The sequence below is a fragment of the Inquilinus sp. genome, from assembly GCF_057815775.1.
Genome location: NZ_JBYRFX010000685.1, coordinates 1 through 24,979 on the forward strand (window position 1 = coordinate 1; position 24,979 = coordinate 24,979).

A 24,979-nucleotide genomic window follows, 5' to 3' on the forward strand; every position below is an offset into this window, starting at 1 on the left:
GTGCGTCGGCCCAGGAACAGCAGCCCCCCGCCGCGCCGGGGGCTCCCGAGCCGCCGGCGCCTGAGCAGAAACCGGCCGCCCCCGCGGGGGAGCCGCCGGTCGTCATCGCCGACGAGCTGATCTACGACCAGACGCTGGGTCTCGTGACCGCGCGCGGCAAGGTCGAGATCAATCAGAACAACCAGATCCTCCGCGCCGATCAGGTCACCTACAACCAGAAGACCCAGATCGTCGCCGCCACCGGCCATGTCGCGCTGGTGCAGCCGGGCGGCGAGGTCACCTTCGCCGATTACGCCGAGCTGACCGACGACCTGAAGGATGGCTTCATCCAGCAGGTCTCGATGATCCTGTCGGACAATTCGCGGATGGTCGGCAACAGCGCCGTGCGCGAGCGCGGCGAGATCACCACCATCGACCGCGCCATCTATTCGCCCTGCAACCTCTGCAAGGACGATCCGACGCAGCCGCCGCTGTGGCAGATCCGCGCCGTGCGGGTCGTCCAGGACGAGGTGGCGAAGGACATCATCTACCACGACGCCTTCATCGACCTGTTCGGCGTCCCGCTGTTCTACACGCCGTACTTCTCGATGCCGGACCCGTCGGTCGACCGGCGCCAGGGCTTCCTGTTCCCCAGCTTCGGCTCGACCTCCGATGTCGGGCCGTTCCTCGGCCTGCAGTACTATGTCGATATCTCGCCGGACCAGGACGCCACGCTGGGCGCCACGGTGACGCGGGATTCCGGCACGTTGTTCACCGGCGAGTACCGCAAGCGCTTCGACAAGGGCCTGATCACCCTTGACGGCAGCGTCAACCAGAGCGGCTACAGCAAGATCCTGAACGACAATTCGGGGTTCAACGGCAGCAACCTCGACTTCCGGTCGCAGCAGCTGCGCTGGCATTTCTTCGGCACCGCCGCCTACGACTTCGACCAGAACTGGCGTTTCGGCGTCAACGTCCAGCGTACCTCCGACCGCAGCTATCTCGACAACTTCAACATCTCCGGCTCCGACGTGCTGCAGAGCCGGGCGTTTGCCGAGGGCTTCTACGGCCTGAACTACATCGGCGTCGAAGCGCTGGACTGGCAGGATCTGCGCACCCCCGGCACCGGCATCGGCAACAAGGGCTTCTCGCCCACAGTGCTGCCCTGGGTGACCGGGAACTTCGTCAGCGAGCCGAACACCATCCTCGGCGGCGAATGGTTCGTGAACGCCAGCGCCATCAGCCTGCTGCGCGATTTCGATGCGGTGACCAGCGACCCTGACCGCGGCATCGACACCCGCCGCCTGTCGGGCCAGCTTGGCTGGCAGCGCGAATACTACAGCGACCAGGGCATCGTCTTCAGCGCCAAGGGCTATGTCCGCAGCGACTTCTACAACTCGAGCGACGTGCCCGACGGCACCCGGGTGGTCGATGGCGGGCCGGACGAGGTCCTCACCCGCAACGGCGTCGATGCCGCCCGCATCTTCCCGTCCGCCACGCTGACCGCGCGCTATCCCCTCGTCGGACAGCTCGGCGCCTACCAGCAGGTGCTGGAGCCGATCGTCAGCTTCAGCGCCACGACCAAGGTCAGCAACGGCGGCAACATTCCGAACAACGACAGCGCGGACATCGAGTTCGACGAGATCAACCTGTTCAGCGACAACCGCTTCCCCGGGCTCGACCGGGTCGAGGGCGGGCAGCACGTCTCCTACGGCTTCCGTTACGGCCTGTACGGCACCGACGGCACGTCGGCGACCTTCTTCCTGGGCCAGAGCTACCGCTTCGAGAAGGATGACGCCTTCCCGGAAAGCTCCGGCCTGCGCGACCAGCTGTCCGACTATGTCGGCCGCGTCACCGTGCATCCGGGTCCCTATCTGAACCTCGACTGGCGGTTCCGGCTGGACAAGGACAACTTCTACAGCCGCCGGCAATACATCCAGGCCACCACCACCGGGCCGGACTGGCTGAACCTGAACGTCAACTACAGCCTGCTCGACGACAAGGGCGACGACGACAACGGCAACAGCTTCAACCAGCAGCAGCTTGGTGCCGGCGCGTCGGCGAAGGTGTCCGATTATTGGACGCTGTCGACCGGCATGACCTACGACATCGAGAACCTGCGGCCGTTCCGCTACAGCGTCGGCGCCCAGTACATGGACGAATGCTTCACCTTCGGCGTCAATGTGCAGCGCCAGTTCACCACGGCCGAAGATGAGAAGGAGGGCTATTCCTTCTTCCTGACCCTGAACCTGAAGAATCTCGGCGAGGTGCCGGTGAAGTTCAGCGCCGACCAGAGCCGCACGCCGGGGACCTGATCCCCGTCGCGCTGGATCAGGCCTTCGGCGTCTGCAGGCCGCGATGCCAGTGCATCGACGGATGGGGCAAGTGCTACCATCTGAGTCGATATGCAGCCCGACGATCAGCCATCCGCGCCGCAAGAGAACGGCTTGGTGCTTCGGCCTGCCGGTGGAGACAAACCCGGCATCCAGGCGGTGTTTCCCTACGACCGGGCCATGGTCGGGCGGTTCAGGGCGGCGTTTCCCCGGGCCCGCTGGCACGAGGCCGAGGGCGCCTGGTTCATCCCCGGCAAGACCGCCGAACGCCGGCTCACCCGCTGGCTGGCCGGCGAGCTGCCCGCGGGCAGCCAAGACGAGGCCAAGGGCCGCGACGCCTACACCTTCGACCCCATAGAGAGCCCCTATCTCGAGGTTGCGGACGACCTGCGCATCCGGACGCCCTATTCCAGGACTGTCGTCGACCAGATGCGCGCCATCCCCTGGTCCTGGTGGGACAGCGATGAGCGCGCCTGGCGGGTGCCGTTCCGGTCCTATGAGGCGCTGTGGCTGCGCTGGCCGGAGATCGAAGCCGCCGCCCGGCGCAACGAACCGGAGGAACGGCGGAAGCGCCGGCTGGCCGAATGGAACCCGGAGGTCCAGCGCCGCGCCGCAGCCCTTGCCGCCGAGCGCCGCCGGCACCGCTACCCCGTCGCGGCCCACGACCTGCCGCCGCTGGACCAGCCGGTGATGACCGAACGCTTCGGCATGCTCGTCTTCACCGAGATCGCCGGCGAGATCGCGGAGCGGTCCGACAGCGTGCCGTTCTATCCGCACATGGATCTGGTTCCCGGCGACTATGTCTGGGCGGCCTGGCGCCGGCCGGCGCTCGATGAGCTGATCGGCGTCTGGCCATCCCGCGTGGAGGCCGGGGACGATGAGCGGGCCCGGGGCTGGTGGCGGCCGACCCGCGGCGAGCTGCAGCAAGGCCGGCGGGAGGCCCGCGTCCGGGAGCGGATCCGCGAGCGCCGGGCCGCGTCACGCGCGCCGGATGCCCCATCGCCGCAGGGCTGAAGCGCTTCAGCCCGCCTTGGCCAAAGCAGCGGCCTGGCAGCGCGCCACCCGGCCGACGGCGCGGTCGGCACGGCTGGCGAGCGCCGGCAGGCCCGCCTCACCGCCGGCGGCCACCGCAGCCAGGATCTCGTCCTTCAGCGCCACGGCCCGCGGATCGCCGAAGTCCCGCCACAGGGCCTGGAACGCATCATGGCGCGCCCGGTCGAAGGGCTGGCGGCGGCCCATCGCGTCGCGGGACGGATGCGGCGGGAACAGATGGGCGCAGGGCACCCAGCCTGGCGGGATCGGCGCCGTCGTCGCATGGGTCCGGCCGCTGGCCAGCAGCTTCGGCAGCACATGGGTGTGCGGCCCCTCCGGACTCTTGCCGTCGGCCGGCGGTACCGGCTGGTAGACCTCGATCCGCCCCAGCCTGGCCTGGAACACCCGGTGCGGCCCGGCTGTGATGACCGCCCCCATCAGCGGGTTGCCGGGCTCGAACAGCGACCGGCCGCACCCGGCGCGCAGCTGCGCCAGCAAGGCCGGATCGGCGGTGCGGAGGCAAATATCAGCCTGCAGCACGCCGAGGCCGAGATCGAACAGGATGGCGGCCTGGTCCTGCGGCCGCAGCGCCGCGGCATCGGGGCCGAGCTCGACCACGGTGGCGCGCCGGTTCATCGCCGCCTGCTCCGCCGCCAGGCACAGCGCCACGGCATGACTCCAGCGGTCGCCCTCGACCGCCGTCTCATAAGCGACGGGGCGCAGCCCGGGGATCCAGTCGATCCGCAGCGCGCCGAGATCGGTGGCGACGGCGATGCCAGCCGCATCCGCGGCGATCGCCACCGGCTCTTCCGGCGTGCGCATGAATTCGGCGATGGCGCCGAAGCCGCCCAGGCTCCAGCCGGTCCCGGCCTCGGCGGCTTGGTCTTGGATCAACTGCCGCACCGTCCCTGTCATCGCTGCTCCCCCTGCCCCGCCTCCCCGACGCGCGACCAGGGCAGGACATAGCCCACTCCGTCGCGTTCGCCGCGCTGCACTTCCACCGCATAGGCGCGGCGGAGGTGGTCGTCAGTCAGCACCTCGGCCGGCGGGCCATCGGCCTGCTTGCGGCCATGATGCAGCAGCACCAGGCGGTCACAGAACCGGCCGGCCAGCGCCAGGTCGTGCAGCACCACCAGCACGCCCGTCCCGGTCCTGGCGCGGGCCTGCAGCAGCTCCATGACCTGCAGCTGGTGGAACGGGTCCAGCGCCGCCACCGGCTCGTCGGCGAAGAGCATCGGTGCCTCCACCGCCAGTGCGCGGGCGAACAGCACCCGCATCCGCTCCCCGGCCGACAGGGTGCTGGCGGTCCGCAGCCGCAGATGCGCCGCATCGGCGTCGGCCAGCGCCTGCTCTACCGCGGCCTGATCCGCCGTCGACATCCCGCCCAGCAGGCGGCGATGCGGCAGCCGGCCAAGCGCGACAAGATGATCGACCCGCAGCGGCCAATGCACGTCGTCACCCTGCATCAGCACCGACAGGCCGCGAGCCAGCGCCCGGCTGCCGAGATCCCGCGCCGCTTGGCCGTCGTAGCGGATCGAGCCGCCATCCGGTGCCTGCAGATTGGCCAGAATGCGCAGCAGCGTGGTCTTGCCGGTGCCGTTCGGGCCGATCAGCCCGACCAGCTCGCCGGGCGCCAGGGCGAGGTCGATGCCGTCGAGGATCGGGCGGCCGCCCAGGGCGATGCGAATTCCGGCAGCGTCGATCCGCATCACGGGCTCCGCCGCAGCCGGTAGATCAGGCTGAACAGGAAGGGCGCGCCGATGATCGCGGTGACGACGCCGAGCTTCAGCTCCGGCTGCACCCGGATCAGCCGCAGCCCGATATCGGCCAGCAGGATCAGGATGGCGCCGCCGAGGCCACTGACCAGCAACAGCCGGCCCGGCCGGTGCCCGACCAGCGGCCGCAGCAGATGCGGCACCACCAGCCCGACGAAGCCGATCGCCCCGGTCACCGCCACGGCGCTGCCGACCGCCAGGGCGGTGCCGACGATCAGCTGCAGCCGCAGACGGCCCAGGGCGAAGCCGAGGCTGGCCGCCGTGTCTTCCCCCAGGCTGAGCGCGTCGAGCGCGCGGGCGCCGGCCAGGATCAGGCCCCAGCCGACCAGCATCGGCGGCAGCACCAGCCAGACATGGTCCAGGCTGCGATCGGCCAGCGACCCCATCAGCCAGAACACGATCTCCAAGGCAGCATAGGGGTTGGGCGACAGGTTGAGGGCCAGGGCCGTCAGCGCCCCGGCGGCGCTGCTGATGGCGACGCCGGCCAGGATCAGCGTCATGGTGCCGGCGCCGCGCCGGACCAGCCCGAACAGCAGCAGCGTGGCCAGCACCGCCCCGGCGATGCCTCCCAGCGGCAGGGCGAGCGCGAAGCTGCCGGCGAGGCCGGAATAGAACGTCAGCACGGCGCCCAGCGCCGCCGCGGCCGAGACGCCGATCACCCCGGGCTCGGCCAGCGGGTTGCGCAGCAGCCCCTGCATCGCTGCACCACTGAGGCCGAGGCTGAAGCCGACCAGCAGCCCCAGCAGCGCCCGCGGCAGTCGCAGTTCGACCAGCACCAGCCCCGGCAGGCTCTGCCGCCCCGCCAGCACGTCGCCGAGCGCGGCCGGGAGGTCGAAGGGGGCATAGCCGGTGGCGACCGACCAGGCGAGGCAGGCGAGCGCCGCAAGGGTCAGGCCGCCGATCAGCAGGGCGTAGGATGGGGTGGCGCGGTCCTCGGCGCTCATGGCCCCTCCCCCTCCACCTGGCGGGCCGCGGCGGCGATCAGGGCCGCTGCCTCGGCCACCTCGGGCCCGCCGCAGGTCCACAGCCGCGCCGGCACCCGGACCGGCCGCAGCCCCGGCAGGGCGGCGAGGATCGGGTGGTCCAGCAGCGCTTCGCCCAGTGAGGGCGCGGCATTCTCCGCCTGGTTCAGGATCAGCAGCTGCACCCCGGCCAGGGCCACGGTCTCCAGCGGGATCTGGCCATAATTCTCCAGCCCCTGTTCGGCGGCGAGGTTGCGGGTGCCGGCCCGGGCCAGGATCTCGTCGACCAGCGATCCACGACCGGCGGTGAAGCCGTTCGGGCGCAGCACCACAGCCAGCGGATGCGCCCCCGGTACCCGGATCGCGGCCAGCCGCGCATCCATCGCCGCGATCATATGCTCGCCCCGCTCCGGCACGCCCAGCGCGGCTGCCACCTGGCGGATCTGGGCGCGGATGCCGTCGATGGTGCCGGGCACGCCGAGTTCCAGGATCGGCAGGCCCAGCCGGCGCAGCAGCGCCACGGTGGCGCGGTTGGTGAAGGCACCGACCACGACGAGGTCGGGGTCCAGCGCCGCCACCTCCTCCGCCAGGCCATGGTTGACCGGCACCGTCGCCGCCTCCGCCGCCACCACGGAATTCTCGGGGTTGCGCGCCAGCCAGGTCACCGAGCGGATGTCGGCACGGTCGGCCAGCCGCAGCACCAGCGCATCGGCACAGAGATTGAGCGAAACGATCCGCTGCGGCTTGGCCAGCGCCGGCCCGGCCATGAAGCCCAGGGCGGCGACGAGGGGAAGCAGCACGCGGAGCGTTGCGGATCGGGCCATCGGGATCAGAAGCTGACCTTCATGCCGAGATAGCCGGCGCGGCCGGGCGTGCCATAACTCCAGACCTCCTCGTAGGCTTCATCCAGAAGATTGTCGATCCGGCCATAAACCTGCACCGCGCCACTCACCTGGTAGGATCCCCCTAGGTTCACCAGCGTATAGCCGTACAGCGTCACGGGCGAGCTGTTGTAGGCGGCGTCGAAGGCCAGGTCCTTCTGCCGGCCGTTGTAGTCGACCCCAAGGTTGAGGTTCGCCGCGCCGTCCAGGAAGCGGTAGTTCACGTCGAGGCTGGCGAGATTGCGCGGCCGCCGCACCAGCTCCGCCCCCGTGGCGTCATGCGCGTCGGTGTAGGTGTAGGAGGCGCGGATGGTCAGGTCGTCGACCGGCGTGACCGTGAGGCCGAGTTCGACGCCGCGGGCGACCGAGGTGCCATCGAGATTGGTCGAGCTCTGGCCAGTGCCGACAATGAGGTCGGAGATGCGCTGGTCGAAATAGGTGGCGTCGAACACCACCCGGTCACCCCAGATCTGCTGGTCGAAGCCGGCGTCCCAGCCCCGCGCGCTTTCCGGCTTCAGCTTCGGGTTGCCGCGATAGGTGTTGGTGTAGCCGTAAAGCTCGAAAAGCGACGGGTTCTTCACCCCGGTGCCGGTGGAGGCGCGCAGCTTGGTCCCGGTCGCCTCGACCTGGTAGGCGGCGGTGAAGCGATAGGTGGTGGTGTCGCGGAACAGGTCGTTGATGTCGTGGCGGATGCTGCCGGTCAGGAACAGGCTGTCGAACAGCCCGAGCTGGTAGTGGCCGACCAGGCCGGTCGAGCCGATGCTCCGGGTGAAGCTGGCGAAATCGCTGTCGCTGTCGGCCTGCTGCTCCTCATGGTCGGCGGCGAAGGTCAGGTGGTGCTGGGCCGGCAGCAGCCTCTCGGAATCGAGCGTCAGGTTGGTCTGGTAGTCCAGCCTGGTGGTCTTGCCGCGATAGGTGCTGGTGATGTCGCCATCGCTGCGATAGTCGCGGCTGTCCTCGGTGTAGGACAGGCCGACGATATGGTCCCAGCGGCCGTCGAGCAGGGTCAGCTTGCCCTGGACCCGGCCGAGAAAGGTTGAGCCGTCGACATCGTCCTTGGTGTCGATCGCGCCGACGCCGCCGGCGAAGCCGTCGAGGTCGCTGCGGAAGCTGACGTAGCGGCCCACCACGTCGATATCGACCAGCTCGCTCGGGTGCAGCCCGACCTTGGCGTAGGCGGTGCCGTTGCGATAGCCGTCCGCCTCGCTGTTGCCGAGCCGGCGGTCGGCGGCCGAGACGCCATCGGTGGTCAGCCCGGCCGTGCCGAACAGAAAGTCGTATTGATCGGTGCCGCCGCTGACCGAGGCCTGGCCGCGCACCGTGCCGTAGCCGCCGCCCTCGATAGACGCGGTGCCCCCGATCGGGCCGTCCCCGCGGCGGGTGACGATGTTGACCACACCGCCGACGGCGTCGGAGCCGTACAGCGCGCTTTGCGGCCCGCGCAGCACCTCGATCCGCTCAATGTCGTCGGCCATCAGATGGGCGAAATCGAACTCCGAGCCGGCCGAGGGGTCGTTGACCTCGACTCCGTCGATCAGCACCAGGGTCTGGTTGCCCTCGGAGCCGCGGATGCGGATCTGGGTCAGCTGGCCGACCGGACCGGTGCGGTTGACGGCGACGCCCGGCACCGCGCGCAGAACGTCGGAGACCTGGCGGATCTGCCGGTCCTCCAGCTCCTGCCGGGTGATGACGGTGACGGCGCTGCCGACCTCCGCCGCCGGGGTCGGCGTCCGGTTGGCGGTGACCACGATCGGCTCCAGCATCAGGGCCGGGGTTGCGGCCGGCGTGAGCACAGGCACGGGCGCGGGCATGGCCTCCTGGGCCAGGGCCGGCGCCGCCAGGGTCACCGACACGCCGGCGGCGAAGAACATCAGCCGGACATCGGCCGGCGGCGGCCCGCCACGGCCCCGGCGGCCGGTGCGCCCGACCGGCTCGCAGGTGATCGAGCCGCGGCGGACGATGATCCGGTTCAAGGTAAAGGATGGGGACGACGCCATGGAGACCTCGGGGACACGCCTGTGGCACGTCACCGCGAACGCTGTCTCCCCGGCCGCAACGCGACCGGTTCGGCAACCATCGGTGCACCCCGCCCGACGAGTTCGCGTGTGACCACAACTGACGGCAGGTTTCCTGGCTCGCGGGTCGTCGCCGGTCCGCCGCCTTCCCGGAGCCGAGGCTCCAGTGGCATGATGGCGGATGGCTCACCGCTTACAGTTGCGGGGGCAGCCGCAGCATTGAGGCGTCGCCGCCCCGCACTGCGTTCCCTTTTGATCCCGAAGGAACCGTCGCCGCCAAGCTAGTGGCGGGCCGGCGCGGACGTCAACAAGGCATCGAGGCCGAGCGCGGCTGCATTGGCGCCGGAATCGGCATAGGGCGGCAGGCGCTCGGCCTCCGCCAGTTCGCTGTCGCAGATCGCCACCGCCTGCGGCACCCAGCGGACGACATGGTCGACCAGGGCGCGCACCGCCGGCACCAAGCCGCGGCGCGAGGCGAACACCGCCTGCACCTCCCCCTCCGGCATGCGCCAGTCGAGCAGGATGTGCTCCAGCAGCCCGGCCTGGATCGCCGGCCGGCAGATGTAGTCCGGCAGCAGCACCGCCCCGAGCCCGTCGATCGCGGCCTGGCGCAGCGTGAACATGTCGTCGGTCGCCAGCCGCGGCACATGCGGCACCGACTGGGTCGCGCCGGTGCCGTCGACCATGGTCAGGACATGGCGGCCGTCGGCATGGTGCAGGTCGAGCGTGCCGAGCCGGATCAGATCCACCGGTTCCACCGGGCGGCCGAGCCGGTCGAGCAGCGCCGGCGCGGCCACCACCACGCCGCGAGTCTGGGCCAGCACCCGGACGACGACGTCGGACGGTTCGGTCGGCGGCCGCCGCACCCGGAAGGCCAGGTCGACCCGCTCCTCGATCACGTCGACGCGGCGGCCGGTCAGCTCCATGGCGATGCGCACCGCCGGGTGGGCCGCCAGGAAGCTGTTGATGAGCGGCGCGATCATGGTCTGGGCCAGGATCTGCGGGCAGGTGACGCGGACCAGTCCGCTCGGCTCCGACCGGGCCTGCGCCACCGCCTGCTCCGCCGCCTCGGCCTCAACCAGGATGGTCTCGCAATGGCGCAGGAAGCTTTCGCCGACATCGGTCAGCGACAGCCGGCGGGTCGAGCGCTGCAGCAGCCGGACGCCGAGCTGGTCCTCCAGCCCGGCGATGCGGCGGCTGAGCCGCGACTTGGGCAGGCCGAGCGCCCGGCCGGCCGCGGTGAAACCGCCGAGCTGCGCCACCTTGGCGAACAGCCTGAGATCGTTGAGGTCCAGTGCCATCGTCCATGCCCTCGCCGAGGGATTGTGCCCGCGAATGGAACGATCCATCGCAAAATCAGGGACTACAGACTGATTGGCATCATCCGTAAATGCAATGGCGATATCACTTGCAGTCCCGGAGGGGCCATCATGAAGATTCTCCAGATCGATTCCAGCGTGCTCGGCGATGCCTCGGTGTCGCGCCAGCTGACCAAGGCGACCGTCGATGCCTGGCGGGCCCACCACCCCCAGGCCGAGCTGGTGTATCGCGACCTCGTCGTCGACGCGCCGCAGCACCTCGACGCCGAGCGCGTGGCGGTGGTCAAGTTCGGCAAGGATGCCGAGCTGACGCCGATCCAGGCCGAAGAGCGGGCGCTGATCGATGCGATCGTCGGGGAGTTCCTGTCGGCCGACGTCGTGGTGATCGGCGCGCCGATGTACAATTTCACGATCCCGACCCAGCTGAAGGGCTGGATCGACCGGCTGGCCCAGGCCGGCCGCACCTTCCGCTACAGCGAGACGGGCCCGGTCGGCTTGGCCGGCGGCCGCAAGGTGATCATCGCCTCCTCGCGCGGCGGCATCTACACCGCGGGCCTCGAGGCGCTGGACCACCAGGAGGTCTATCTGCGCACCGTGCTCGGCTTTATCGGCGTCACCGACATCGACTTCGTCCGGGCCGAGGGCCTGGGCTACGGGCCGGAGCACCGCGACCGCGCGCTTGCCGAGGCGCATCAGCAGGCCAAGGCCACCCCGGGCCTGGCGGCTGCGGCCGCCTGACCGCCCTGCCCCAAACGCAACGAGGCGGGCTTTCGCCCGCCTCGTCGTCTTTCACCGACCCGTAAGGGTTAGCGCATCACCGGCATGGTGAATTCCGCACCGCCCTTGATGCCGGTCGGCCAGCGCTCGGTCACCGTCTTCAGCTTGGTGTAGAAGCGCACCCCGTCATTGCCGTACATGCCGAGATCGCCGAAGGCCGAGCGCTTCCAGCCGCCGAAGGTGTGGAACGCCATCGGCACCGGGATCGGCACGTTGACGCCGACCATGCCGACATTGCAGTTGCTGACGAAGGTCCGTGCCGCGTCGCCGTCGCGGGTGAAGATCGCGGTGCCGTTGCCGTATTCATGGTCGTTGACCAGGCCCAGCGCCGTCTTGAAGTCCGGCGCGCGGACCACAGCCAGCACCGGCCCGAAGATCTCTTCCTTGTAGATCCGCATGTTCGGTTCGACATGGTCGAACAGGCAGCCGCCGAGGAAATATCCGCCCTCATAGCCCTGCAGCTTCAGGTCGCGGCCGTCGACCACCAGCTTGGCGCCTTCCTGGACGCCGATATCGACGTAGGACCGCACCTTGTCGTAGTGCTGCCTGGTGACCAGTGGCCCCATCTCGGCCTCCGGGTCGGTGCCCGGTGCAACCTTCAGCGCCCGCACCTTCGGCTCCAGCTTGGCGATCAGCTTGTCGCCGACATCACCGACCGCGACCGCGACCGAGACCGCCATGCAGCGTTCGCCGGCCGAGCCGTAGCCCGCGCCCATCAGCGCATCGACCGCCTTGTCGAGATCCGCGTCCGGCATCACCACCATGTGGTTCTTGGCGCCGCACAGCGCCTGCACCCGCTTGCCGTGCGCGGCGGCGGTCGAATAGATGTATTCGCCGATCGCGGTCGACCCGACGAAGCTGATCGCGGCGACGCGCGGGTCGGTCAGCAGCGCGTCGACGGCGACCTTGTCGCCATGCACCACGTTCAGCACGCCGGGAGGCGCGCCGGCCTCAAGCAGCTTCGCCGCCAGCCAGTTGGCCGCGGTCGGGTCCTTCTCCGACGGCTTCAGGATGAAGGTGTTGCCACAGGCCACCGCGATCGAGAACATCCACAGCGGCACCATCACCGGGAAGTTGAACGGCGTGATGCCGGCGCAGACGCCGACCGGCTGCCGCAGCGAGAAGCTGTCGATCTCGCGCCCGACATTCTCCGAGAATTCGCCCTTCAGCAGATGCGGGATGCCGCAGGCGAACTCCACCACCTCGAGGCCGCGCTGGATCGAGCCCTTGGCGTCGGACAGCACCTTGCCGTGCTCGGCCGTGACGATCTGCGCCAGCTCCTCGATGTTCTCCTCGATCAGCTGCTTGAACTTGAACATCACGCGGGCCCGGACCACCGTCGCCGTCGCCGCCCAGCCGGGCAGCGCCTTCTGGGCGGAGGCGATGGCGGCGCCGACCTCGTCGGTCGAGGCGAAGTCGACGCGGCCCGAGACCTCGCCGGTCGCCGGGTTGAACACGTCGCCGCCGCGGCCGCTGTGGCCGGGCGCGGCCTTGCCGTCGATGAAGTGATGGATCGAACCCACGCTGCGCTCCTCCAGAACAAAAATTCTATGTCGAGTCTTTTTTGGAACAAGCGAATTATAGCGCGCCCGTCCCGCAAGGAAAAGCCGCCCTAATCGCACAGGCAGCCATGTCGGGCTTGGCGGCCGGGGGGCCGCTGTCGTAACAGTCGGGCCATGCTACGGCGGCGGCAGTCGCCGGCAAAGAGTCAGGATTGGGTATATGGGTCTCGGTCTCTACGATCCGGAGCGTCGCTACCGCCGGCGCGTCTGGGGTACGATCATCCGCGTCTTCTTCTCGATCACGGTCCTGCTGGTGGCGGCGGGCTTCGCCTACCAGATCGGCGTGGAGCGAACGAAGGGGCAGATCACGACGCTGCAGGGCCAGGTCACCAGCCTGACCCAGGCCAAGGGCGGGCTGGAGCAGGAGCGGATCCAGCTGCAGGCGGCGGCGCAGACGGCGCAGATCCAGTATCGCGAGCTGACCGCCCGATTCGAGCGCGAGGTGCCGACCGGCACCTATCGCGAGCTGGCCGACAAGGTGGCACAGCGGCTGCATGACGGGCTCGATCCGCAGCGGCTGGCCTTCTACATCGACCAGGCTTCGGCGGCGCGCGACTGCAAGACGGGCGAGAGCAAGCGCTTCATCCTGCCGACGCAGAACGCGGTCGGCTCCAACAGCTCGGTCGCCTTCGCCAACAACACCATCGCCGTGACCGGCCGCGGCGAAGGCACGGTCGACGAAAGCGGCAAGGCCCAGGCCGCGTACGACCCGGCCAAGCCGATCACGGTCAATTTCCGCGGCATCGACGGCAAGCAGGCCAGCACCACCGGCATGCTGCCGCTGTTCCAGAGCCTGGTGGTCGGCGAGAAGGAATACCGGTTCAGCCTGATCGAGGGCGAGCGCAGCTTCGTCCGGGTGACCAGCGAAGTCTGCGCCTTCCCCTGAAAGACCGCCCGTAACCGGTTTCTGCGCTTCCGGTGCTCACGGACGACCATGTCCGCTGCGCGCCGGGTCTCGAAACCACCGCCAGCCGACTCACGGCGACACGATTCCAGGCAGTCTTTGAAGCCCCAACCCGATCAGGCGGCCGCGGCCATCGCCCGGTCCAGCAGCAGTTGGCCGGCGCGGACGTAGTGGCGCTGCTGTACGGCGGCATGCTGCGCCGCCGCGTGCAGGTCGCGCAGCCGGCGCTGCAGCGGTGAGGTGTCGTACAGCGCGGCGCCGCCGGCCAGGGCGAAGCAGGCATCGGCGGCCCGGACGCAGGTGGTGATGATCCAGATGCCGGTCTGGGTGCCCTGGACGTGCAGGGCGTCGTCCTTCAGCGTGCCGGCCAGGGCGTGGCGCCAATGGCTGGCCGCCTGGACCTCGAGCGCCGCCCGTGCCGCCCGGACATCGGCGGCGACCCGGCCGAGTTCGCTCTGGAACACCTCCGACTCCCGCATCGGCGCCGGCGCCCGCAGCTGTTGCCGGCCGGTGGCGGCCAGCGCGACCAGCTCGGCCAGGGCCGCCTCGGCCATGCCAACACTGAAGGCGCCGTGGAACAGGGGCAACAGCTGCGGCACGGCCTGGTACAGCGGCCCCCTCAGGCAGGCGGTGCCGTTCGGGAAGTCGAAGAAATTCGCCTCCGGCACCACCACGTCCTGCAGCGCGATGTGATGGCTGCCGGTGCCCTTGAGCCCGGCGACATGCCAGGTGTCCTCGACCTGCCAGTCGCTGGCCGGCAGCACGACGCCCCGCATCCGCGGCGGCCCTGCCTCGCCGGCAGGCCCTACCACCGGCTTGCCATCCTCGGTCACGACGCAGATGCCGATCATCCAGTCGGCGTGCTGGCAGCCGCTGGCGAAGGCCCAGCGCCCGCTGACCCGCCAGCCGTCCGGCACCGCCTCGGCCCGGCCCGCCGGCTGGATCGAGCCGGCAGTGATGACATCGGGGCCGTAGCGGTAGATCCGGTCATAGGTCTCGCGCGGCAGCTGCGGCGCGAAGATGGCGGAGGCGCTGCCGATCATCGCGGTCCAGCCGACCGAGCCGTCGATCCGGCTGAGCGCCGAGATCACCGCCATCGCGTCCGGCACTTCCAGCTCCAGCCCGCCATGGCTGCGCGGCGCGAACATGCGGAAGACGCCGAGCGATCGCAGCGCGTCGATCAGGTCGAGCGGAACCCGGCCGCCAGCTTCGATCTCCGCCGTCCGGGCGGTGATGGCGGGGCCGAGATCGCGGATGCCGGCAAGCATGCCTTCGGCCGCCCTGGCGGATGAGTCCGCCGCTTCGGTGCCGCGCGTGGCGATCGGCGGGATGTCGAGAAACGAGTCCTGCGGCCGCATGGCCTTCTCCCAGGCTGTTGTCCCGGAACCGTGCGGCGCCGGCATTGCCGGAGGGTGTCGACATCGGCGAATGAGGTTACGGCTGAAGCCGGGGCGTTGCCGCGGCGTCGCATCCACCGCATCATCGCTCAGCGACACCCTGCCCTCCGGAGCCGCCATGCCGACCTCCCCGCTCCGCCGCGTGGTCATCGCCTATGAGACCGAGGCGGCGTGCCGTGCGCGGCTGGACGCCATGGGGTTCGACGGCGCCATGGCGGCGGAGATCGCCTGCTACCTGGCCCAGGCCACCGATCTCGTCGCCATCCGGCCGGAGATTGCGGCCGCGCTGGCCGAGGCCGGGCTGGACAGCGTCTTCGTCGAGCTCGACGGGCTGCTGGACACCCTGCCCGACCTGGTCGCCCGCCGCGACGACACCATGCTGTGGTGCCAGACCGATGGCATCGCCTATTACCGCGGCAGCGCCGTGCCGGCTTTGGCCCGCCTCGCCGGCATCGGCTGCTACGGCAGCCCGCCGCAGGCCCAGCATCTGTGCCAGGACAAGTTCAAATGCACCGCGCTGGCAGCCTCCGCCGGCCTGCCGGTGCCGCCGACGGCCCTGGTCGAGGGCGACAGGGTGATCGCCGGCGCCGCGGTGCTGGACGGGCCGGGGCCTTTCTTCGTCAAGCCAAACACGCTGGGCGCCAAGATCGGCATCTTCGGCGACTCCCGGGCGGCGGATGCGGCGGCCGCGCTGCGCCTGGCGGCGCGGCTGCACCAGCGCTATCGCGACCGGGCGGTGATCCAGCCCTTCATCCCCGGCGACGACATCCGGGTCAGCGTCATGGAGGTCGGTCGGCCGCTGGCCGCGTCACTGGGCATCGCCCGGCTGCTCAAGAACCCCGGCAGCGAGACCGGCGGCGCCTTCATGACCATGCGCGACAATGCCAGCCTGTCCGGCAGCCGCGACACCGACGGCACCGCGACCGGCTTCGGCGAAGGCCAGGACCGCGCCTTCGTGCCCAAGCTGTCGGATGTGCGGGTCGAGGCGCGGTCGGACCCGGCCGCGGCCCGCATCGTCGCCACCGCCGAGGCCGTCGTGCCTCGGCTGGCCGAGTTGTTCGGCCTGCGCGACTATTTCTCGGTCGACCTGCGGGTCGGCGCGGATGGCAACGCCCGGATCCTGGAATTCGAGACCTGCCCTGCCGTGACGATCTACGACTTCCAGACCTATCTGCGCGACACCCACGGGCTGGCGCTAGGCCCTGCCCTGGCCCGGTCGCTGGCCCTGGCGCACCAGCGGCCGCCCGACCTCTGACCCAGCCGCTGCCAACATCTAACAAGCCTTAACAACCGCGTCGGCGTGAGCTCTGCTTGGATGCCGGCGACAATCGACGCGCTGTGCCGTCCGGCGAAGGCTGCTGGTCGCCCGGCGGAAACGGGGGAACAGCAGGTGCCAGGGCCTGGACCGAAAGGGATCTTCCGATGAGAACCGCTTACGCCGCCGTGTTCGCCGTGGCCATGACGACATCGATCTTCGCCGCAATGTCGTGGGCCGCCGATGCGCCGAACCCGGACAACGCGTCGCCGATCTACGGCGTCACCATCCCCGAGGGCTACCGGCAATGGGAGCTGGTCGGGGTGGCCCAGGAGGCGCCGCCGCTGGACGAGCTGCGCGCCGTCGTCGGCAATCCCATGGCGATCAAGGCCTATGCCGAGGGCACCCTGCCCTTCCCGGACGGCACCGTGCTGGTCAAGCTGGCCTGGAAGCACACCCAGTCCACCGAATTCGCGCCCGCCTGGGTTCCCGGCGCGGCCACCACCGTCCAGGTCATGGTCAAGGATTCGAAGCGGTATGCCGCCACCGGCGGCTGGGGCTTCGGCCGCTTCATCAACGGCAAGCCGGTCGACCAGGCGCAGCACGAGACCTGCTTCGCCTGCCACCAGGCCCGGGTGCAGAACCACGACTACGTCTTCACCCGCTGGGCGCCGTGAAGCGCGGGCGCGCGCCTTAAGAACACTGTTCAATCATTTGTTTTTATTGTCATTGCCCGGCTTGACCGGGCAATCCAGGGGCCATCAAGAACCGCTCCGGCTGCCCCTGGATGCCACGGTCGAGCCGTGGCATGACAAGAATGGGGGTGGCCGCCCGGCGTCCCCTCACGGCTGCGCCGGGTTCTTGCCGACGACCTTTTCCAGGTCGCGGTCGACCTTGACCTTGACCTCCTGGTCGACCCGGACGTTCAGGTTGATCTCGATCGGCTTGTCGGGCGCTTCGACCCGGATCACCGGCGAACAGGCAGCGGCCAGCACCCCGGCCAGGCAAAGCCCGGCGCAGAAGGGTCGGGATCGGTCGGTCATCGGTCTCTGGCCTTTCCCGGTCAACATCGTGGCCCCGCTCAGCATGGCGAGGCCGTGCGGCGCCCCAGCCGCTGTGCATAATAGTCCCGAACCCGGTCGCCGATCTGCGCCAGCGCCATGCTGCGCCGGGCGATAACGTAGAGCGCGCCGGACAGGTCGACATTGAGCGCGATCGGAAAGCCGCCATAGAGATCCGGGTTGGCGCCGCGCACCGCGAGCTTCACCCGGGCCTCGCCGTCACTGCGGCCGTCCAGCGTCGCCCGCAGCGACTGGTACTGGAAGTTCTGCAGTGCCGTCATCAGCGTGTCCATGCCGGGCTGCGCGGCCGCGGTCTTGATTTCCTGCGGCGCCGCATCGGCAGCATAGCGGATCTCACCGGGGCCGCGGGTCGCCAGCACGCCGTTCTCGACCACCACGGCGTCGCCGACGAGGCGGAACGGCACGGTGCCGTCGACCATGCCGGTGGCGGTGACGCCATCGATCCCGGCCACGGCCAGGGCCCGCGCCAGGTCCAACCCTTCGATCCGCAGCACCGCGGGTGCGCCGCGCCGGCCCCCGGCCATGCGCAGCCCGTCGACCCGGATCTTCGCGCCGGACCAGTCCACCGCCATCTGCTGCAGGCCGACGCCGCCGGCGCGGTCCCAACCGAAGCGGGCGTCGAGATCGGACAGCGGCGGCGTCTTGTCGTCGAGGATGAAGCGTCCGACCGTGGCGTGCTGCCCCGCCGGCAGCCGCAGCGGCGCCAGCCGGTCGAGCCGGAGGTCGGCAGCCGCCCCTGCCGCCCGGCCCCAGGGGGTGCGGAAGCCGGCATCGCGCAGGCGGAAGCCGATCGCGGTGCCGGCACCGTCGCCCCAGGCGATGCGGCCGCCGCCTTCCAGCCGGGCGTCGACGCAGGTCAGCGGCACGCTGGACAAGGCGGGGATCACATCCTTCGGCTGCAGCCCGCGCTTGCGGAAGCGGATCGGGTCGAGCGCCAGGTCGATGGCGCCGTCGCCGGTTGCCAGATCATGCCGGCCGGTGGCCGTGGCCCGGGCGCGGCCCTGCGGATCGGTCACATCGGCATCGATCGACATGATGGCGGTGCCGGAATCGTAGCGGCCGTGGGCCTTGGCCGACAGCGGCACCACCGGATTTCCCTCGATCGACAGCTGCCGGGCGGTCAGCGTGGCGTCCGCCGGCACCACGGCGCCCGGATCGAGCGCGATATCGGCGTCGACGCCCTGCACCGTCAGCCCGGCATCCGGCAGCGCCAGTTGCCCGTCCTGCGCGGTCAGGCGATAGGACCCGGCCGGCTGCGACGGTGTGATGGTGAGGATCGGCGTGGTCGCGGTCAGCCGCGTCGGCGACGGCCCCGCCCCGATCGCCAAATCCAGCGCCACCGCCGGCATGGTGGCGCGCAGGATCGGCGGCAGGTCGGACGACAGGTTGGTCTCCAGCAGCGGCCGATCGCCATCCGGGCACAGCTGCGCCGCAGCCGGTTCGGCCAGGCGCAGCCGCGGGGTGAAATCCTGCGCCGGCACATCGACGCCGAGGCAGCCTTCGGGCCGCACCGTCAGGTGGCCGGCGACCGAATCGACCCGCACCGCGCCATGCGCCGTGGCATTGCCGCCTGCCTTGCCCGGCAGGCCGATGGTCGAGCTGCCGGCCAGCGTCGCGGTCCAGCCATCGGCGGTGGTTTCACCCGACACCGTCATCGGGCCGGGGTCGACGGTCAGCCCGATCGCCTGGAACGGGTCGAGGTCCAGCACCGCCTCCGGCACCCGGACCAGCGCCTGGCCGGCATCGGTCATGCCCAACGCGGCATCGACCGAGCCGGAGACGTCGAAGCCAGCGACATTGCCCTTGGTGGCGCCGGCAAGGCTGGTCCACCAGGCATCGTCGGTGCGCCGGAACACCAGGCGTTGCGGCCCGCTGGTGCCGCGGCTCCAGTCGAGATCGACCGCCAGCTTACCGGAGGCGAAGCGCCCGACGACCTTCCAGACATTGCGCCCGGCCAGGGTCAGCACCCCATCCTTGAGGTCGACGGCGGCGTTGAAGCGGCCGGTCTGCAGCGCCATGGCGTCGCCGGTCTGGAGCCCGTCGGTCGAAAGCTGGATGCCGCCATCGGCCTGCAGTGAAGATAAATCCGACAGGCTGGGCAGGCCGGGGTTCCGCACCGTCACCGCGGCCGACAGCGTGGCCTTGCCGGCGATGCCGCCCTCGAAGCCGAAGGCGGGCGCCACGGCAGCCAGGTTGTTCGCATTGATCTGCAGCGTCAGGTCGGTGCCCGGCCCGTTCGCCGTGCCCTGGACCTGGAGCCAAAGATTGCCGTCCCCCGCCCCGGTGCCGATGTCGGCGGTCAGGAACAAGCGCTCGACCCGCTGCAGCGTGCCGTTGCCCTGCAGGGCGACGTTGCGCAGCCGGGTGGCGCCGCGTTCGACCTCGCCGATCGACAGCGCACCTTCGATCTTGCCGCTGGTGTCGCGCTCGCCGCCATAGGCGATCCAGCCGCCGACCCCGTCGAGCCCGACCTGGGTCGACCGGAACGACGCCTGTTCCAGCTGCGCACCACCCCAGACCTGGCCCTGCGGTGTGTTGGTCAAGTCGAACTGGGCCGTGGCGGCGCCGCCGGCGCCCGCGGGTGCCAGCCGCCCCTTCCACACCAGCCGGCCCTGGGCGTTCACCGCGCCTTCGGCCTCGACCGGTGTCCGGATCGGGCCGTAGGGCGTGTCCAGGATGATGACGCTGTCGCGGACCGAAATGGTCTGGAATGGGATCGGAAAGCCAGCGCCGCCGCTCTGCGAAGACTCCGTCAGCAGCGCCATGCGCGGCAAGTCCAGCGCGCCTTCGGCGGTGATGCCGATGCGGATCGAGACGCCGGACAGCTCGATCGAGGTCAGGTGCCCCTCTCGGATCAGGGTCCAGGGGCTGAAGCCGAGATCGATCTTGTCGACTGAGATGCGGCCATCGGCCAGGGCGATGCCGCCGACCTCGGCCGACCCGAGGCCGAGGCGGGAGACGGTCAGCTTTTCAACCGGGATGCCTTCGGCCTGCAAACGGGAGATCGCCTCCCGCTGCACCAGACCGGGCAACAGTGCGCGTGCGGCGATGCCGAGGACGACGACCACGCCGAGGAGGCCCAGGAGGCCGATCGTCCAGCGACGATTGGGGAGGAGGCGCCGCATCGGAGCCACTCTACCCCAGGCCGACGGCCGCAGGAACCGCGCGGCGACAGGGGGTTCGCAGGGTCGAACGGACCAACGCGTGGCCTATCCCGCTTGGCGGGATCTCAAAGCCGCTATTCCTCACCGTCATTGCGAGGAGGCGAAGCCGACGAAGCAATCCAGGGGCCAGTGCGTGCGGCCTCTGGATTGCTTCGCTGCGCTCGCAATGACGGTGTTGGGAATGCTGAAATGGTCTCCCAGGGCGGGAGAGGCAACGCGCAAAACCTTGAGCCGACCCGCATGACGTCATGCCTCAGGAACGCCGGGCTGCCGCTTCGGTTCCGTTCGCCTAGACACCCAGCGCCTTTGCCAGCGACCCGAAATCCTCGGCAACGACATCCCAATCCTGCTCCGGCCGCAGGTCGGTCGTCTGCGCCGGGCCGTGTTCGGTCGGGCGCGGCACGAAGGCGGTGTGCAGGCCGCAGGCGCGCGCCGCCGCCAGGTCGCCATTGTGGGCCGCCACCAGGCAGACCTGCCCGGGCGGCAGCGCGAGCACCTCGGCGGTGCGGAGATAGGCTTCGGGCGTCGGCTTGTAGGCCTGCGCCACCTCGGCGCCGAGGATCGCATCCCAGGGCAGGCCGGCGCGCTTCGCCATGCCGATCATCAGGCTGATATTGCCGTTGGACAGCGGCGCGATGATGAAGCCTGCCTTGAGTCGGGTGAGGCCGGCGACCGCATCCGGCCACGGATCCAGGCGATGCCAAGCGAGGTTCAGTTCCGCCAGCTCCGCGGCCGGGACCGCGGCGGGGTCGATGCCGAATTCGGGCAGCACGGCATCCAGGTTCTCGCCATGCAGCACGTCGAGCCGAACGAAGGGGCGGCGGCCGCTGCGCACCTCTTCCATCGCCGGCGAATAGCGGCGGCGCCAGGCATCGGCGAAGGCCAGGGGATCGACCGCCGCCGCGCCGTGCCGCTGCAGGAATGGCGCCGCCTCGCGCGCCACGCCGCTGCGCCAGTCGACCACCGTGCCGAACACGTCGAAGACCAGGGCCCGGATATCGTCGAGCATCGTCATCCCCTTGCTCCAGAGGCTCGCAGCCTCAGACCGGCTCTTCCTCGCCGACCGCCGAAATCGAACGGCCCGGCTCGGCGCTGCGGGCGCGGGCCACGGCGGTGATGGTGCGGCGCAGATCGGGATGGGCGCTGGCCAGCTCCTGCAGGTCGCGGGCGTTCAGCACCAAGAGCTTGCAGAAGCCTATGGCGGTCACCGTGGCGGTGCGCCGGCCGCTGATCAGCACCGCCATCTCGCCGAAGAAATCGCCACGGCCAAGCCGGAACTTGCGCCCGCCGCGGCCGATCTCCACAGCACCTGAGGAGATGAAGTACATGGTGTCGCCGCGGTCGCCGGCGTTGACGATGATGTCGCCCGGCACCGCGAAGATCGGCTTCAGCAGCCGGCAGATCTGGGCGATGCGCTCCTGCCCCAGGCCCTGGAAGAACGGCAGGCGCTGCACCAGCGCGTCGGTGCTGAGCCCGAGGTCGAGCTGCGGCCGGCGCTGCAGGCTCTCGTAGAGGCGACCGACATCGCGCTGCAGATCCTCGTAGATCTCGCCGCTGATGAACTGCTGGTTGCGCAGATCGTCGTATTCCGCCGTCTCCAGCCGCAGCGCCGCCCAACGCAGGAAGCGCTCGGACATCGCCCGCTCATAGTCCGGATATTGCAGCCGCAGCGCGTCGATCGCGGCGACACAGGACTCGAGCCGGGTGGTCAGCACCGCGTCGAGCGACTGCCAGACCTCGGCGCCCAGCAGCCGCCGCAACTCGGCCTCGGCATGGCGCTTCAGCATCTCGATCATCATCCGCGCGACCTTCAGCATCTCCAGCCGGTCGGCGATGCGACTGGAGAGCGGCGCCTGCCAGCCGGTGTAGCGCTGCAGCAGGATGGTCATCCGGAAGGTGAAGCCGAAATTGATGTTGCCGGCCGCTGCATCGAGATAGCCGGCGCGGCCGTCGGTCATGGCCGCGTCGTGCAGCCGGCCGACCTGCGCCAGCAGGTCGACGGTGGTGCGGCGCGACATCAGCTTCTGGTCGAAATGCTCGACCACCAGGTCGCGCTCGCGGTTGGCCAGGGCCATCAGCCCGACCCGCTCGCGCTCGACCGGGTCGAGCATGAAGGGCCGGCTGGCCAGGCCGCTGAGGCGGCTGCGATAGGCCTCCGCCGCCTCCTTGCCGACCTCGGGCGACAGATGCTGCTCCGCCGCGATCTCCTCGATCCGCTCGGCGATGCCTTCGCGGGCCTGGTGCAGCGCGCGGTCGCGCAGCGCCAGCTCGGTCGAGGACAGGGCGTTCAGGCCCAGCGCGCGCATCACCAGCCGCAGCGTGGTGGCGTTGATCAGCAACGTCCACAGCACGAAGCCGGTGGCGAGCACGACGACGAAATGCGTCGCCTCGGGCCCCAGCGACGGGTTCTCGCTGACCGCCAGCGCCAGCGCCAGGGTGACGGCGCCACGCAGGCCGCCCCACAGGATCACCAGCCGGTACGGCGTGCTGACCGGCTGGGAGATCTTCAGCGCGGTCAGCAGCGGCAGCAGCCCCCACAGCACCACGGCGCGGGCAGCGAAGGCGGCGACGGTCAGCACCACCAGCAGCACCCCGTCCTCCAGCGTCGCGTCGCGCAGGAACTCGGGCACCAGCATCGAGGCGAAGATGAAGATCAGGGACGAGGCGCAGAAGCCGAGCAGCTTCCACACCTTCTCCAGCCCTTCCCAGCCCTCGGCCGAGATCCGCACCCGGCCGGTCGACCCGACCACCAGCGCCACCGTCACCACGGCGACGACGCCGGAGACATGCAGGTAGCGCTCGGCGATGACATAGGCGAGGTAGGGCAGCGCCAGGGTGACCGTGACCTCGGCGAGTGGGAAGCGGTTCAGCGGCCGAATCGCCGCAAAGGCGACGCGGCTGGCGATGAAGCCGAAGATGCCGCCGCCGATGAAGAAGCGCAGGAACAGGAGTGCCGCGCCACCGATGTCGAACCCGGCATCCGCCCCGGTGTCGTGCGCGGCGTTGGTGGTCAGCAGCGCGATCAGCACGATGTAGAGGGTGATGGCGGCCGCGTCGTTCAGCAGGCTCTCGCCCTCGACCAGGATGGTCAGGCGGCGCGGCGCCCCGGCGTCGCGGAAGATGCCGATCACCGCCGCCGGGTCGGTGGTGGCGACGATGGCGCCCAGCAGCAGGCACAGGATCAGGCTTTGCGACGACGCGCCCCACAGCGCCAGCCCGACCACCAAGCTGCACACCAGCACGGCAACGACGGCGAGCGTCAGGATCGGCGCGAGGTCGTCCATCATCCGGCGCACATCCATGCCCAGGCCCGCCTCGAACAGCAGGATCGGCAGGAAGATGTGCAGGATCGCGTCGGAGCGGATCTCGGTGCTGGTCATGGCATGGGCAAGCTCGGCCAGCGGACCGGTGCCGAGCATCCCGGTCATGCTGCCGATGCCGCCGATGGCGATGCCGAGGCCGGCGATCAGCACGGAATGCGGCAGCGAGAGCCGGGCGGCCAGCGGCTGCAGCAGGGCCACCAGGATCAGCAGGACTGCGATGGCCAGCACGGCCAGGGCGATATCGGGCATCGGTTCCCATCGGTTCGGCCGGGCGTCCCCCCGCGCGGCAGAGGGGATACTACACGACCCGGCGGGCCTGTCGCCGGTGATGGGGGTCACCGCCCTCCGCTTTTTGGTGGGCTAGACCCGCGGGGCCGCGAACCGGTCCGGCGGGTCGGCGAGGGCGTCCTGGGCGGCGACGATCCGGAGTTCGGAGGCGCCGGCCCGGTGCGTCGCCTCCATCACCGCGAAGACGCTGCCGGCGGTGCGGCCAAGGGCGAGGCCGGGATCGCCGCCAGGCAGCAGATGTGCCAGGAACAGCGCGGCGGTCAGGTCGCCGCAGCCGGTCGGGGCCAGCGGCAGCCGCGGCGTCGCCACGATCCAGGCCCCCGCCCCCGACACCGCCAGCATCTCGATCGCATCGGCCGGGGCGTCCCGGCGCATCAGGCTGGTGACCAGCACCGTCTCCGGCCCCATCGCCCGCAGCGCCTGGGCGGCGTCCAGCACGTCGGCCAGGGTGGCGACTTCGCGGCCGGTCAGGTACTCCAGCTCGAACTGGTTCGGGGTGACGATGTCGGCCAGCGGCACCGCCCGGTCGCGCAGGAACTCCGGCAGGCCCGGCGCGACGAAGATGCCGTCATCGACGTCGCCCAGCACCGGGTCGCAGCAATAGAGCGCGGCCGGATTCGCCGCCTTCACCCGGGCCACGGCGTCGAGCACGACCTCGCCCAGCGCGTTGTCGCCGAGATAGCCGCTGAGCACGGCATCGCAGCCGGGCAGAACGCCCCGCTCTGCCACGCCCCGGATCACCTCGGCCACGTCGGCCGCCGGCAGCACCGGGCCGCGCACGGTGGCGTAGCCGGTGTGGTTGCTGAAATGCACGGTCAGCACCGGCCAGACCTCGATCCCCAGCCGCTGCAGCGGGAACACCGCGGCGCTGTTGCCGGCATGGCCGTAGGCGACCGAGGACTGGATCGACAGGATGGCGGTCACGGTGCCC

General features: G+C 70.3%; 19 protein-coding genes and 1 riboswitch. Of the genes, 6 read left to right on the forward strand and 13 right to left on the reverse strand.

Features of this window, described 5'->3' with window-relative positions; translation table 11 throughout:
• Both AC3XYG_RS23760 and AC3XYG_RS23765 read left to right on the forward strand, forming a co-directional pair.
• Positions 1–2,294 (forward strand): LPS-assembly protein LptD (locus tag AC3XYG_RS23760; RefSeq protein WP_489142338.1); only part of this gene is annotated, 2,294 nt, incomplete at its 5' end.
• 132 nt (positions 2,295–2,426) lie between these two features.
• On the forward strand, positions 2,427–3,326 hold the full coding sequence (locus AC3XYG_RS23765; RefSeq protein ID WP_489142339.1) for a hypothetical protein: 900 nt from the start codon (positions 2,427–2,429) through the stop codon (positions 3,324–3,326).
• Between the two features lie 6 nt (positions 3,327–3,332).
• Here AC3XYG_RS23765 and AC3XYG_RS23770 read toward each other — a convergent pair whose 3' ends face one another.
• The 6 genes from AC3XYG_RS23770 to AC3XYG_RS23795 all read right to left on the reverse strand — a co-directional run bounded on the left by AC3XYG_RS23770 (position 3,333) and on the right by AC3XYG_RS23795 (position 10,278).
• Complete coding sequence (locus AC3XYG_RS23770; protein WP_489142340.1) at positions 3,333–4,238, reverse strand: DUF6925 family protein; 906 nt, start codon at positions 4,236–4,238, stop codon at positions 3,333–3,335.
• Between the two features lie 17 nt (positions 4,239–4,255).
• Positions 4,256–5,053, reverse strand: coding sequence for an ABC transporter ATP-binding protein (locus tag AC3XYG_RS23775; RefSeq protein ID WP_489142341.1), 798 nt, complete (start codon positions 5,051–5,053; stop codon positions 4,256–4,258).
• Entirely contained in the window at positions 5,053–6,063 is a 1,011-nt protein-coding gene (locus AC3XYG_RS23780) for a FecCD family ABC transporter permease (RefSeq protein WP_489142342.1), read from the reverse strand. Before AC3XYG_RS23780 ends, AC3XYG_RS23775 begins: the two co-directional genes overlap by 1 nt.
• The gene (locus AC3XYG_RS23785) at positions 6,060–6,881 is read right to left on the reverse strand and encodes an ABC transporter substrate-binding protein (RefSeq protein WP_489142343.1); all 822 of its coding nucleotides are present in this window, start codon (positions 6,879–6,881) and stop codon (positions 6,060–6,062) included. The genes AC3XYG_RS23780 and AC3XYG_RS23785 overlap by 4 nt, the downstream gene beginning before the upstream one ends.
• A gap of 29 nt (positions 6,882–6,910) precedes the next feature.
• The gene (locus AC3XYG_RS23790; protein WP_489142344.1) at positions 6,911–8,959 is read right to left on the reverse strand and encodes a TonB-dependent receptor plug domain-containing protein; all 2,049 of its coding nucleotides are present in this window, start codon (positions 8,957–8,959) and stop codon (positions 6,911–6,913) included.
• Between the two features lie 106 nt (positions 8,960–9,065).
• A riboswitch (cobalamin riboswitch) is annotated at positions 9,066–9,264 on the reverse strand.
• Entirely contained in the window at positions 9,259–10,278 is a 1,020-nt protein-coding gene (locus AC3XYG_RS23795; protein ID WP_489142345.1) for a LysR family transcriptional regulator, read from the reverse strand. It overlaps the preceding riboswitch by 6 nt.
• A 129-nt stretch (positions 10,279–10,407) precedes the next feature.
• Here AC3XYG_RS23795 and AC3XYG_RS23800 point away from each other — a divergent pair, with 129 nt between their 5' ends.
• Positions 10,408–11,034, forward strand: a complete 627-nt coding sequence (locus AC3XYG_RS23800) for an FMN-dependent NADH-azoreductase (RefSeq protein ID WP_489142346.1) — start codon at positions 10,408–10,410, stop codon at positions 11,032–11,034.
• Positions 11,035–11,102: 68 nt separating this feature from the next.
• Here AC3XYG_RS23800 and AC3XYG_RS23805 read toward each other — a convergent pair whose 3' ends face one another.
• The gene (locus AC3XYG_RS23805; RefSeq protein ID WP_489142347.1) at positions 11,103–12,596 is read right to left on the reverse strand and encodes a CoA-acylating methylmalonate-semialdehyde dehydrogenase; all 1,494 of its coding nucleotides are present in this window, start codon (positions 12,594–12,596) and stop codon (positions 11,103–11,105) included.
• Positions 12,597–12,795: 199 nt separating this feature from the next.
• On the opposite strand from AC3XYG_RS23805, the gene AC3XYG_RS23810 reads away from it, so the two are divergent.
• Positions 12,796–13,521 (forward strand): hypothetical protein, encoded by a 726-nt coding sequence (locus tag AC3XYG_RS23810; protein ID WP_489142348.1) that lies wholly within the window; start codon positions 12,796–12,798, stop codon positions 13,519–13,521.
• 134 nt (positions 13,522–13,655) lie between these two features.
• On the opposite strand, the gene AC3XYG_RS23815 is transcribed toward AC3XYG_RS23810, so the two are convergent.
• Entirely contained in the window at positions 13,656–14,897 is a 1,242-nt protein-coding gene (locus AC3XYG_RS23815; protein WP_489142349.1) for an acyl-CoA dehydrogenase family protein, read from the reverse strand.
• Positions 14,898–15,054: 157 nt separating this feature from the next.
• On the opposite strand from AC3XYG_RS23815, the gene AC3XYG_RS23820 reads away from it, so the two are divergent.
• Both AC3XYG_RS23820 and AC3XYG_RS23825 read left to right on the forward strand, forming a co-directional pair.
• Positions 15,055–16,191: a D-alanine--D-alanine ligase family protein gene (locus AC3XYG_RS23820; RefSeq protein WP_489142350.1), complete on the forward strand. Its 1,137-nt coding sequence runs from the start codon at positions 15,055–15,057 to the stop codon at positions 16,189–16,191.
• A 167-nt stretch (positions 16,192–16,358) separates the two neighbouring features.
• Positions 16,359–16,868, forward strand: a complete 510-nt coding sequence (locus AC3XYG_RS23825; protein WP_489142351.1) for a cytochrome P460 family protein — start codon at positions 16,359–16,361, stop codon at positions 16,866–16,868.
• 165 nt (positions 16,869–17,033) lie between these two features.
• Here AC3XYG_RS23825 and AC3XYG_RS23830 read toward each other — a convergent pair whose 3' ends face one another.
• The 5 genes from AC3XYG_RS23830 to pdxY form a co-directional block, all read right to left on the reverse strand.
• Complete coding sequence (locus tag AC3XYG_RS23830; RefSeq protein ID WP_489142352.1) at positions 17,034–17,234, reverse strand: YnbE family lipoprotein; 201 nt, start codon at positions 17,232–17,234, stop codon at positions 17,034–17,036.
• 38 nt (positions 17,235–17,272) lie between these two features.
• Entirely contained in the window at positions 17,273–20,398 is a 3,126-nt protein-coding gene (locus AC3XYG_RS23835; RefSeq protein WP_489142353.1) for an intermembrane phospholipid transport protein YdbH family protein, read from the reverse strand.
• A gap of 328 nt (positions 20,399–20,726) precedes the next feature.
• Complete coding sequence (locus tag AC3XYG_RS23840) at positions 20,727–21,452, reverse strand: haloacid dehalogenase type II (protein ID WP_489142354.1); 726 nt, start codon at positions 21,450–21,452, stop codon at positions 20,727–20,729.
• A 25-nt stretch (positions 21,453–21,477) separates the two neighbouring features.
• Positions 21,478–24,009 carry a cation:proton antiporter gene (locus AC3XYG_RS23845; RefSeq protein WP_489142355.1) on the reverse strand — a complete coding sequence of 844 codons (2,532 nt, stop codon included), beginning with the start codon at positions 24,007–24,009 and terminating at the stop codon, positions 21,478–21,480.
• 111 nt (positions 24,010–24,120) lie between these two features.
• Positions 24,121–24,979: pyridoxal kinase PdxY (gene pdxY / locus AC3XYG_RS23850; RefSeq protein ID WP_489142356.1), on the reverse strand; the 859-nt coding region annotated here is incomplete at its 5' end.